Raw genomic sequence first — 11,074 nt, 5'->3', positions numbered from 1 at the left:
GGTCCGCTACTTGAGGGGGCGGGGCCTTCCGGCCGCTCCGCTCTCCCCTTTGGGGCGAACAACAAGAACATTACGCACAATCCCCCCACCCAGCAAACCCAACCCACACCCCGGGCGTGTCGCACGCGGAGAACCGCGGAATCACGCCGATGTTGGGACAGTCGGCCGACGTCTCGGGCGGGAGAGACGCGACCCCTCCTCGGCGCCGGCGCACCCGACTCGCCTCCGGATGGGTGCACGGAGGGCGCGCGCCGCAGAGCGCGTCGCATGCGACGCCCGGTCGGCGCTCCCCGCGAACGGCAAGCCGGGCTGCGCCTGTGGTCGTGCGAGGCGTCAGATGTCGAGGAAAAGCCCGGCGAGCGTCTTCTTGCCGCGCCGCAGGACCGCCACGCCGCCTGGAAGATCCCCCGAGACCCGGGCGGCGTCGTCGGCGACCTTGGCGCCGTTCATCGTCACGCCGCCCTGCGCGATCGCGCGGCGCGCCTCGGACAGACTCGACACGAGCCCGGTCGCGACCAGTGCATCGACGACGGCGCTGTCGGGCGCAACCGACGCGTGAGGCAGCTCCTGCAGGGCCTGACGCAGCGTGCCCGCATCGAGAGACGTCAGGTCCCCCTTGCCGAACAGGGCATCGGAAGCGGCGATCACCGCCTCCGTCGCCTCGACGCCATGCACGATGGTGGAGACCTCGCGAGCCAGTCGACGCTGGGCCGCGCGACGGAACGGCTCCTCCGCGACGACCCTGTCGTATTCCTCGATCTCGTCTCGGGTGAGGAACGTGAACACCTTGAGGCGCTCGATCACATCGCGGTCGTCCGTGTTGAGCCAGAACTGGTAGAACGCGTACGGGCTGGTGAGCTCGGCGTCGATCCAGATCGCGTTGCCCTCGCTCTTGCCGAACTTGGTGCCATCGCTGTTCGTGATCAGCGGCGTGCCGATCGCATGGACCGAGACGCCCTCGACACGGTGGACGAGGTCGGTGCCACTGGTGAGGTTGCCCCACTGGTCGCTGCCACCGGTCTGGAGCATGCATCCGTACTGACGATGAAGCTCGAGGAAGTCGAGGCCCTGAAGGATCTGGTAGCTGAACTCGGTGTAACTGATACCGGCATCCGAGTTCAGGCGCGCACTGACGGCGTCCTTCTTGATCATGGTGCCGACGCGGTAGTGCTTGCCGATCTCGCGCAGGAAATCGATGGCCGACAGCGGTGCGGTCCAATCGAGATTGTTCACCATGCGCGCGGCGTTCTCGCCCTCGAAGCTCAGGTAGCGCTCCACCTGAGCCCGCAGACTCTCCACCCACTCCGCGACGGTCTCGCGCGTGTTGAGGGTGCGCTCGGCTGTGGGCCGCGGGTCACCGATGAGGCCGGTCGACCCCCCGACGAGACCGAGGGGGCGGTGGCCTGCGAGCTGGAGACGCCTCATGGTGAGCAGCTGCACGAGGTGACCGAGGTGAAGGCTGGGGGCCGTCGGGTCGAAACCGCAGTAGAACGTCGTGGCAGACCCGCCGAGCAACGAGCGCAGCGCGTCCCGATCGGTGGACACATGCACCAACCCCCGCCAGACGAGCTCGTCCCAGACGTTCTCGAAGGTCGGGTCGTTCTTGGGCACGACCGCGCTCACGACGGTTTCAGACACCGTGAAAGGCTATCAGCGGCGCTGTGCGCCACCGCACGCGAACCACGGGATAATTTAGTTTCTACGCTTATTTATGTACGCGTTATGTCTTTGAGCTAAACTCAGGTCATGTTCGTGATCACCAGTGACCAGCGGAACAGCCGGGATGGAGATGACCTGGTCCCCCCGGCCCTCGACCTGCTCGACCGACTCGGTGAAGACCGCTGGGCGGCCCGACCGGAGAGAACCGCCGGCGACGAGATCCAGATGGCCACGGCTGACCCGGCGTTGGCGCTGGCGACGCTGCTCACCTTGACCCGCACCGGCGACTGGAGCGTGGGGGTGGGCGCCGGTCCGGTCGAACGCCCCCTTCCCTCCAGCGTCCGAGCCGGACGCGGGATCGCGTTCGTCGCGGCTCGGGAGGCCGTCGAACGGGCGAAGTCGGCGAGTTCTCGATGCACCGTCGTCGGCGGCTCGGGCGGACACGACGCGGATGCACTGGTGGCCCTGCTGATCGATCTGCGCGACCGTCGCAGCCCGGAAGGGTGGGAGGTTTTCGACCTCCTCGCCGAGGGCATGACGCAACGCGAGGCCGCCGAGCGACTCGGCATCAGCGCCGGCGCGGTGAGCCTTCGGGCGAAGGCCGCCGGACTCCGGCTCGAAGAGGCTGCGACCCCCGCGCTCGTACACGTTCTCGAGCATGCCGCCGACTCCCCCGACGACGTCGACGGCCCGTGACACACTGACGACATGCTGTCGCCCGAGCCGTTGATCACCATCAGCACGGCCGCCGCGCTCCTCCTCGGGATGTCGCTGGCGCTGGTGGCCGTGGTCGTCACCACCCGCCGAGACTCACCGATCCTCATCACGATCACCGGCGTCGCCGTCGCGGTGATGCTGACCGCCGTCGTGGTGGTCCCGGTTCCACTGCCCCCGGCGGTCTCCTTCCCCCTGGCGCTCCTCGGCTCGGCCGTCGCCGTCGTGGGCGGAAACCCCTTCACCCGCGACGTCCTCAGACGCGCGACCGCCGGCGCCGTCCGTGAAGGCGAACACGGCGGGATCCTGCTCCGGACCACGCGCGAGGGAGACGCCGCGGTCCGAGAGGTTCTCCTCGGCGGAACGACGATCGGCTACCTCGAGCGCGTGGCGGCGACCGTGACGATCCTCGTGGGCTTCCCCGAGGGACTCGCGGTGGTCGTCGCCCTCAAGGGGATCGGACGATTCTCCGAGCTGGCCAGCTCCGAGGCGCGAGAGCGGTTCATCATCGGCACGCTCGCCAGTCTGGTGTGGGCGTGCGCGGTCGCCGCAACGGTGCGATTCGCCGTCTGGTGACGAATCGTCGGCGGGCCGGTCAGAGACCGAGAGCGTGCGCGGCGGCTTGTGCGCGCTCCACGAGCTCGACACGTTGCTCGGCCACCCGGATCGGCGCGGTGCCGCCGAGTCCCGTCCGGCTGGCCACCGACCCTTCGACGGTCAGCACGTCCCGTACATCCGGGGTCAGATGTGACGAGACGTCGACGAGGACCGCGTCCGACGCCTCGTGCAGCTCGAGGCCGCGCTCCTCGCAGACCCGCACCAGGCTGCCCGAGATCTCATGAGCCTCGCGGAAGGGAACACCGCGCTTGACCAACCACTCGGCGACGTCGGTGGCGAGGGAGAATCCCGCCGGAGCGAGCTCCGCCATACGCGTCGTGTCGAAGCGCAGCGTCGCGATCATGCCGGCGAATGCCGGCAGAACGAGCTCCAGGGTGGCCACGGAGTCGAAGACGGGCTCCTTGTCCTCTTGCAGGTCGCGGTTGTAGGCGATCGGGAGCGCCTTGAGTGTCGCAAGCAGACCCGACAGGTTTCCGATGAGGCGCCCCGACTTGCCTCGCGCGAGCTCTGCGATGTCGGGGTTCTTCTTCTGCGGCATGATGCTCGAACCGGTGGAGTAGCCGTCATCCAACGTGACGAAGCCGAACTCCCGGGTGTTCCAGAGGATGATCTCCTCCGACAGCCGCGACAGGTCGATCCCGATCATCGCGGCGATGAAGGCGAACTCGGCCACGACATCGCGAGATGACGTGCCGTCGAGCGAGTTCTCCGCCGGTCGGGCGAGACCCAGCTCGTCCGCGACCAGCTGGGGGTCCAACCCGAGGGTCGACCCGGCAAGCGCGCCGCCCCCGTACGGCGAGACCGACGCTCGCGCGGACCAGTCGCGGAGGCGCTCGAGATCGCGCACGAGCGGCCACGCGTGGGCTTGGAGATGGTGGGCCAGCAGCACCGGCTGCGCGTGCTGGAGGTGGGTGCGGCCGGGCATGATCGCCTCGGCGTGCGCCTCGGCCTGAGCCGTCAGCGCGTCGATGACGCGGAGGACCTCGCGCGCGATCGTGCGCGCATGGTCGAGCAGGTAGAGGCGGATGAGGGTCGCGATCTGGTCGTTGCGACTGCGCCCTGCGCGGAGTTTGCCCCCCAGGTGCGGGCCGACCTCCGCGATCAGCGCGGCCTCCAGCGCTCCGTGCACGTCCTCGTCGTGCGGTGAGGGCTTCAGAGACCCGTCCGCGACACGCTCCGCGAGTGCGTCGAGTCCGGCGTGCATCGCCGCTTCCTCGTCGGCATCCAGGTAGCCGGCTGCGGCGAGCGCCTTGGCGTGGGCGTGCGAGCCGGCGAGATCATAGGGTGCCATCGCCCAGTCGAAGTGCGTCGAGCGACTCAGCGCCTCCAGCTCAGGCGACGGTCCCGTCGCGAATCGCGCGCCCCACAGGGCGCCTTCGTTCGTGCCTTCGCTCTTGCTCTCGCTCACCGTGTCAGCCTACCGATCGCCGGAGGTCCCACTGGCAGGCGGACGACCCGGCACCAGCGTGCGCGCGATGCGGTCGGTCGCGGCCTCCAGCGGCCCCCGCCCCACCAGGAGCGCCCAGGCGGTCGCGCCGGCCACGATCGACGCGGTGAGGATCCAGAAGAGGTCGAGATCACGGAACCCCGCGAGATCGGATGGATCGCCCAGCACGACCGCCGCGATCAGCGCCCAGGCCACGAGTTGCACGGTGTACGCCGTCAGCGGCATCGCACCGACCGCGCGGATGGGGAGAGCGAGCCATCCGACCGGGCTCATCGTGCGCCCCGGCCACATGCACGCCAGCACGCACGCGCCGATCACCGCGATGGCGAGGCCCCCCGAGCCCACGACTTCCAGCAATCCCGTCGAGTGCGGTCGCGCGGTCCACACCGCGCCGAGATACGTCGTCCACTCGTCGCCGGGCTCGAAACCGCTCACAGCGTTCGATCCGTAGGCGGCGATCGCCAGCGCCCCGCCCACCACCATCGCGCCGATCTGCGTGGCGCGTCGCATCAGGTCGGCTCGGGCCAGTCCGAGACCGGCGAGCACGAAACAGATCCAGACCGGGAACGGATACTGCCATCCGACAGCGAGGGCCGCCCCCTCTCCGAGCGGGGTGGTCCAGAACGTCAGGTCGTCGAGGAACACCTGCACGAAAGGCATGACCAGAGCGACCAGGGCCGCCAGGGCGAACAGCACCGGCGCCGCCAGACCCAGGGCCGGAAGGGCGAGCAGGAACAGCAACGCGTAGGCGGGCAGGATGACGTAGACCGGCACGCCCGTCGCGATCAGCAGCATCCCGAGGACCCACAAGAGCGCCGCGCGCACGGCGATCCGACGCCGCGAGAGGGCGAGCCGGTCCGCGGACACGGGGACGGCGCCGCCCGTGAGCAGCCCGAGTGACACCCCCGCGAGGGTCGCGAACAGAATCGAGGAACGCCCCGCGGCGATGTTCGACCACGTCGACGGATCCGACAGCACGACGCTGTCGCCGAGCCACAGCAGGTGCGCGGCGAGCATGCCGATCACGGCGAGCCCCCGCGCGAGGTCGATCCCGGCGATGCGGCCGGCAGCGTTCAGCTGCCACGCTCGTGCCCGCGCGTCGGGAGGTCCCGAGGCCGTCATCGTCGGATCGATCTTCGTACGGCGCCGGGTCAGTCCTGGCGCAGGAGCCAGACCAGCAACGCCTTCTGCGCATGGAGTCGGTTCTCTGCCTCGTCCCACACCACGCTCTGCGGTCCGTCGATGACCTCGGCGTCGACCTCGTAGCCGCGGTCCGCCGGCAGGCAGTGGATGAAGACCGCGTCGTCCTCGGCCAACCGCATCAGGTCGGTGGTGACCTTGTACTCGCCGAGGTCGCGGAGTCGCGCGAGCTTCTCCTCCTCTTTGCCCATCGACACCCAGGTGTCGGTGACGACCACGTCAGCGCCGGCGGCGGCCTCGTTCGGGTCGGTGAACAGCGTCACCGACCCTCCCGTCTCGGCCGCACGACGATCCGCGTCGGAGATCACATCGTCCCGCGGCGCGTAATGCTCCGGCGACGCGACCCTGACATGCATCCCCGCCGTGACTCCGGCCAACACGTACGAGTGGGCCATGTTGCTGCGTCCATCTCCGAAGAACGCGAGCGTCAGCCCCTCGAGATCACCCTTGTGCTCACGGATCGTCAGCAGGTCGGCCAGCAACTGACAGGGGTGGAAATCGTCGCTGAGGGCGTTGACCACCGGCACACGCGTTCCTTCGGCCATCTGCTCGAGCCCCGCCTGCGCGTAGGTGCGCCACACGATCGCCGCGACCTGACGCTCCAGCACCCTGGCGGTGTCGGCCGGGGTCTCCTTGCCGCCCAGTTGGCTGTTGGCGGTCGAGATGATCAACGGGGATCCCCCGAGATCGGCGATCCCCACGGCGAAGGACACCCGGGTGCGCGTGGATGACTTGTCGAAGATGACCGCGACGGTCTGTGGGCCCTCGAGCGGCTTGAGCTTCCACCTGTCCTTCTTCAGCGCGAGCGCGAGATCGAGGATCTCGCGCTGTTCCGCGGAGGTGAGGTCGTCGTCGCGGAGCAGGTGTCGGGTCATGCGGATACCTCCGTCGTGGCCGAATGGTCGGCGTCCAGCAGAACGGACGTCTCCACCGTTGCCAGAGCACGGGTGAACAGTCCGATGAAGTCGTCGATCTCGACGTCGCCGATGTTCAGCGGTGGGGCGATCCTCACCGTCGACGGGTTGGCGGCGTTGACGATCAGTCCGTGCTCCTGCGCCGCGGCGACGACCGCCCCCGCGACCGGGTGCTGCAACGCGACCCCGATGAGGAGGCCGCGGCCGCGGGTGCCGCGCACCAATGGCGATCCGATCGACGCGATGCGCTCGCGGATCTGGACTCCCCGCGCCGAGGCGTTCTCGACCAGACCGGCCCGCTCGATCTCGTCGAGCACCGCGAGGGACACCGCGGTCCCCAGCGCGTTGCCTCCGAAGGTGGACCCGTGGGTCCCGGGGTAGAACAGCTCGCTGGTCTCACCGAACGTGACGAGGGCCCCGATCGGGAAGCCGCCGCCGATGCCCTTGGCGACCGTGATCGCGTCGGGCACGATCCCCGCGTGCTGGAAGCCGAACCACGCTCCGGTGCGCCCCGCCCCGGTCTGGATCTCATCGACGATCAGCAATGCGCCGTGGCGTGAGGTGAGCTCCCGTGCCCGCTCGAGGTACCCGTCCGGAAGGTCGACCACGCCCGCCTCGCCCTGAATCGGCTCGACGACGAGAGCGGCGACGTCGTCCGCCATCGCCGCCTCGAGGGCGGCCACCGTGGGTGCGATGTGCTCGACACCGGCGACCATGGGAAGGAACGGCTCTTGCATGGCGGGCTTGCCCGTCATCGCGAGGGTCCCCATGGTGCGGCCGTGGAAGGCGTTCTCCAGCGTCAGGACGCGCGGCCGGGCGGCACGGGCATCCTGAGAGGCACCGTGCAGGCGGGCGAGCTTGAAAGCCGCCTCGTTCGCCTCGGCTCCGGAATTGGCGAAGTACACGCGGCCGTCGGGCCCGGTCCCGGCGAGCTGCTTCAGTTTCGCCGCCAGGGCGAGCTGGGGCGGGGTCGCGAAGTAGTTCGAGACGTGCGCGAGGGTCGCCGCCTGGCCGGCCACCGCGTCCACGAACACCGGATGCGCGTGTCCGAGCGAATTCACGGCGATACCGGCGAGGAAATCGAGGTAGCGCGTGCCGTCTTCATCCCAGAGGTAGGCGCCCTCGCCGCGGACGAAGAGAGCGAACCGGTCGCCGACGTTGCGGACCAGATCCCGTCCGGCGTCTTCCCGCCATGTCGTCGTCCCGGTCATCCGTTCACCACCTCGGTCCCGATTCCCTTGTTCGTGAAGATCTCCACCAGCACCGAATGCGGCACGCGCCCGTCGATGATGGCAGCCGTCTCGACACCGCCCTGCACCGCGTGCAGGCACGCGGTCATCTTGGGGATCATCCCCGACTCGAGGGTGGGCAGCATCCCCGTCAGCTCGGCCGCCGTCAGATGCGACACGAGGGAGTCCCGGTTGGGCCAGTCGGCGTAGAGACCGGCGACATCGGTCAGCACCACGAGTTTCGCCGCGCCCAAGGCCACGGCCAGGGCCGAAGCGGCCGCGTCCGCGTTCACGTTCAGCGACTGACCGGGGTTGTCGGTGTCCGGGGCGATGCTGGAGACCACCGGAATGCGTCCGGCCTCGAGCTGATCGAGCACCGGCTGCGGGTCGACATCCACGACGTCGCCCACCCGGCCCAGGTCGTGCTCCACCCCGTCGAGCATCACGCCGCGACGACGCCCCGTGAACAGCCCCGCGTCTTCGCCGGACAAACCCGTCGCCAGCGGACCGTGGGCGTTGATCTTCGCCACGAGCTGCGGATTGATCTGTCCGGTGAGAACCATGCGCACCACGGAGATCGCCTCGGTGGTGGTGACCCGGTAGCCGCCCTTGAACTCGCTCGGGATCGCGAGGCGGTCGAGCATCGACGAGATCTGCGGCCCGCCGCCGTGGACGATGACCGGTTTCACGCCCACGTAGCGGAGGTAGGCGATGTCGGCGGCGAAGGCCTCCTGCAGCTCGTCCGAGACCATCGCGTTGCCGCCGTACTTGATGACGATGATCTGGTCGCGGAAGCGCTGCAGCCACGGCAGCGACTCGATCATCGCCTCCACCCGGGCGCTGGCGGTGGTCGGATCGGTGTCCTGGATGTCGGTCATGAGGAGTAGGCGCTGTTCTCGTGGACGTAATCGTGGGTGAGGTCGTTGGTGTAGATCGTCGCCGCGGCGTCGCCGACGCGGAGGTCGATCAGCACGTGGGTCGCGCGCGGGGTCAGGTCGACCTCGTCGCGCGGGCGGTCCGGCCCCCCGGCCGTGCACACGCGGACACCGTTCATCGAGACGTCCACGTCGTACGGATCGAACGACGCGTCGGTCGTGCCGATCGCCGCCAGCACGCGGCCCCAGTTGGGGTCGTTGCCGAAGATCGCCGCCTTGAAGAGGTTGTTACGTGCGACCGAGCGTCCGACGTCGACGGCGTCTTCTTCGGAGGCCGCCCCGACGACCTCGATCGTGATGTCGTGGCTCGCGCCCTCCGCGTCGGACTGCAGTTGGATCGCAAGATCGGTGCACACCTCGGTGAGCGCGGCGCGGAAGGCGTCGGGTTCCGGCGTGATCCCGGATGCGCCGCTGGCCATGAGGGTCACCTGATCATTGGTGGACATGCAGCCATCCGAGTCGAGCCGGTCGAAGCTGACGCGCGTGGCGGCCCGCAGGTGGTCGTCGACATCCGCCGCCGGGAGCACGGCATCGGTGGTGATGACGACGAGCATGGTCGCCAGCCCCGGCGCCAGCATCCCGGCCCCCTTGGCCATGCCGCCGATCGTCCAGCCGTCCCGCGTGCGCACCGAGCGCTTCGGGCGCGAGTCGGTGGTCATGATCGCGAGCGAGGCGTCCTCTCCCCCGTCGGCGGACAGGGAGGCGATCGCCCGCTCCGTCCCATCGAGCACCTTCGCGCGGAACACCTCGTCACCGGTGCCGATCAGACCGGTCGAGCACACGACGACGTCACCGGCGCCGATCCCGAGGAGCTCGGCGGCCCGCTCAGCGGTCTGGTGGGTGGTCTGGAAGCCGAAGCTGCCGGTGAAGCAGTTCGCGCCCCCGGAGTTCAACACGATCGCCTCGATCGCACCGTCCTTGACGACCTGTTCCGACCACAGGATCGGATTCGCTTTGGCGCGGTTGGACGTGAAGACGGCGGCGCCGGCCGTGAGCGGGCCCCGGTTCACGACCACGGCGACGTCGGGCTTGCCGGTCGACTTCAGGCCGGCAGCCACCCCGGCTGCCTCGAATCCCTGCGCTGCGGTGACGCTCACGGGGCCACTCCGTTCACGGTGAGGGCACGGTCCTCGGGGAGGCCGAGCGCGATGTTCATGGATTGGACGGCCGCGCCCGCGGTGCCCTTGACGAGGTTGTCGACGGCCGCGACCACCACGACGCGGTTCGCCGACCGGTCGATCGCCAGCCCGAGGAGAGCCGTGTTGGCGCCGATGACGTCGGCGGTGCGGGGAAACGCCCCCTCGGGCAGCACGTGCACGAAGGGCTCGTCCGCGTAGGCCGACTCCCAGGCATCCCGGATCTGCGCATCCGTGACGCCGGGGGTGATCGGGGCGGTCGACGTGGCGAGGATGCCGCGCGACATCGGCACGAGCACCGGCGTGAAGGAGATCCCGACCCGTCGCTCGTCGGAGAATCCGTCCGATGTCGGAGAGGCCGCGGCGATCCCTCCGACATCGGGGCGATCGTCCGACATCGCGGCGGTGAGGGCTTGGCGGATCTCGGGGATGTGACGGTGCGTACCGCCGACGGCATACGGGTTCGCCGTTCCCAGGATCTCGGCAGCGAGGAGGTTCGTCTTGGCGGCCTTGCCCGCGCCGGAGGGCCCGACGGCGAGCACGCTGACGATGTCAGACGGGTCGATGACGCCGGCGGCCACGCCCGGCGCAAGGCTCAGACTCACGGTCGAGGCATTGCAGCCCGGTGCGGCGATCCGCGTCGCGCCCACCAGCCGCTGTCGCTGCTTGCCGCCGTCGACGAGCAGTTCCGGAACGCCGTAGGTCCAAGGCTCGTGGAACGCCCCGCCGTAGAACGCGTTCCACGCCTCTTCCGACGCGAGCCGGTGGTCGGCGCCGGCGTCGATCACGAGCGCGGCATCCCCGAGCGCATCGGTGTACTGCCCCGACTGGCCGTGCGGCAGGGCCAAGAACACGACATCGTGCCCGGCGAGCACCTCGGCCGAGGTCGGTTGGATCGTCAGGTGCGCCAGCGATCGCAGGTGCGGCTGGTGCTGGATGAGAGGCTGGCCGGCGGTCGAATGCGCCGTGACGGTGCGGATCTCGACGTCGGGATGCGCGGCGAGCAACCGCAGGATCTCACCACCGGCGTAGCCGGATGCGCCGGAGACGGCGACCGAATAGGTCATGCGTTCCACCTTAGTTTCGAAGGAGTCGGAGCCTGGAGACGGCGACACCCGCCGGTCCGATGAGGACCGCGTGCGAGGTCGCCTAAAGTCGGCGGCCGCGACGGAGCGAACCGAGGTGGCGTCGGCGCGACGAGGCGGTGCGCGTCGGCTGCGAG

At 69.5% G+C, this 11,074-nt stretch carries 10 protein-coding genes; 2 read left to right on the top strand and 8 right to left on the bottom strand.

The window, feature by feature from the left end:
- Positions 1–333: 333 nt before the first annotated feature.
- Positions 334–1,638 (bottom strand): tyrosine--tRNA ligase, encoded by a 1,305-nt coding sequence (gene tyrS / locus RZO50_RS09995; protein WP_322599557.1) that lies wholly within the window; start codon positions 1,636–1,638, stop codon positions 334–336.
- A 108-nt stretch (positions 1,639–1,746) separates the two neighbouring features.
- On the opposite strand from tyrS, the gene RZO50_RS09990 reads away from it, so the two are divergent.
- Together RZO50_RS09990 and RZO50_RS09985 are read left to right on the top strand one after the other, a co-directional pair.
- Positions 1,747–2,355, top strand: coding sequence for a DNA-binding protein (locus tag RZO50_RS09990; RefSeq protein ID WP_322599556.1), 609 nt, complete (start codon positions 1,747–1,749; stop codon positions 2,353–2,355).
- 12 nt (positions 2,356–2,367) lie between these two features.
- The gene (locus RZO50_RS09985; protein ID WP_322599555.1) at positions 2,368–2,949 is read left to right on the top strand and encodes a hypothetical protein; all 582 of its coding nucleotides are present in this window, start codon (positions 2,368–2,370) and stop codon (positions 2,947–2,949) included.
- Positions 2,950–2,968: 19 nt separating this feature from the next.
- Here RZO50_RS09985 and argH read toward each other — a convergent pair whose 3' ends face one another.
- From argH to argC, 7 genes are read right to left on the bottom strand one after another with little or no spacing between them, the layout of a single operon-like run.
- Complete coding sequence (argH, locus tag RZO50_RS09980; RefSeq protein WP_322599554.1) at positions 2,969–4,399, bottom strand: argininosuccinate lyase; 1,431 nt, start codon at positions 4,397–4,399, stop codon at positions 2,969–2,971.
- 9 nt (positions 4,400–4,408) lie between these two features.
- Entirely contained in the window at positions 4,409–5,560 is a 1,152-nt protein-coding gene (locus RZO50_RS09975; protein ID WP_322599553.1) for a heparan-alpha-glucosaminide N-acetyltransferase domain-containing protein, read from the bottom strand.
- A gap of 29 nt (positions 5,561–5,589) precedes the next feature.
- Positions 5,590–6,513: an ornithine carbamoyltransferase gene (gene argF, locus RZO50_RS09970; RefSeq protein WP_322599552.1), complete on the bottom strand. Its 924-nt coding sequence runs from the start codon at positions 6,511–6,513 to the stop codon at positions 5,590–5,592.
- The gene (locus tag RZO50_RS09965; RefSeq protein ID WP_322599551.1) at positions 6,510–7,763 is read right to left on the bottom strand and encodes an acetylornithine transaminase; all 1,254 of its coding nucleotides are present in this window, start codon (positions 7,761–7,763) and stop codon (positions 6,510–6,512) included. Before RZO50_RS09965 ends, argF begins: the two co-directional genes overlap by 4 nt.
- Positions 7,760–8,659 (bottom strand): acetylglutamate kinase, encoded by a 900-nt coding sequence (argB, locus tag RZO50_RS09960; RefSeq protein WP_322599550.1) that lies wholly within the window; start codon positions 8,657–8,659, stop codon positions 7,760–7,762. Before argB ends, RZO50_RS09965 begins: the two co-directional genes overlap by 4 nt.
- The gene (gene argJ, locus RZO50_RS09955) at positions 8,656–9,813 is read right to left on the bottom strand and encodes a bifunctional glutamate N-acetyltransferase/amino-acid acetyltransferase ArgJ (RefSeq protein WP_322599549.1); all 1,158 of its coding nucleotides are present in this window, start codon (positions 9,811–9,813) and stop codon (positions 8,656–8,658) included. The genes argB and argJ overlap by 4 nt, the downstream gene beginning before the upstream one ends.
- Positions 9,810–10,919, bottom strand: coding sequence for an N-acetyl-gamma-glutamyl-phosphate reductase (gene argC, locus RZO50_RS09950; protein ID WP_322599548.1), 1,110 nt, complete (start codon positions 10,917–10,919; stop codon positions 9,810–9,812). The genes argJ and argC overlap by 4 nt, the downstream gene beginning before the upstream one ends.
- Positions 10,920–11,074: the final 155 nt, after the last annotated feature.

The sequence above is a fragment of the Microbacterium xanthum genome (assembly GCF_034531355.1).
In the GTDB taxonomy this organism is placed as follows: domain Bacteria; phylum Actinomycetota; class Actinomycetes; order Actinomycetales; family Microbacteriaceae; genus Microbacterium; species Microbacterium xanthum.
This window is presented reverse-complemented; position numbering and strand designations above follow the sequence as displayed.

What these genes read in the sequence shown, in the direction of transcription:
- argF (WP_322599552.1), bottom strand. Translation starts at nt 6,513, where the DNA reads ATGACCCGACACCTGCTCCGCGACGACGACCTCACCTCCGCGGAACAG.
- argB (WP_322599550.1), bottom strand. Translation starts at nt 8,659, where the DNA reads ATGACCGACATCCAGGACACCGATCCGACCACCGCCAGCGCCCGGGTG.
- RZO50_RS09990 (WP_322599556.1), top strand. Translation starts at nt 1,747, where the DNA reads ATGTTCGTGATCACCAGTGACCAGCGGAACAGCCGGGATGGAGATGAC.
- RZO50_RS09965 (WP_322599551.1), bottom strand. Translation starts at nt 7,763, where the DNA reads ATGACCGGGACGACGACATGGCGGGAAGACGCCGGACGGGATCTGGTC.
- RZO50_RS09975 (WP_322599553.1), bottom strand. Translation starts at nt 5,560, where the DNA reads ATGACGGCCTCGGGACCTCCCGACGCGCGGGCACGAGCGTGGCAGCTG.
- RZO50_RS09985 (WP_322599555.1), top strand. Translation starts at nt 2,368, where the DNA reads ATGCTGTCGCCCGAGCCGTTGATCACCATCAGCACGGCCGCCGCGCTC.
- argC (WP_322599548.1), bottom strand. Translation starts at nt 10,919, where the DNA reads ATGACCTATTCGGTCGCCGTCTCCGGCGCATCCGGCTACGCCGGTGGT.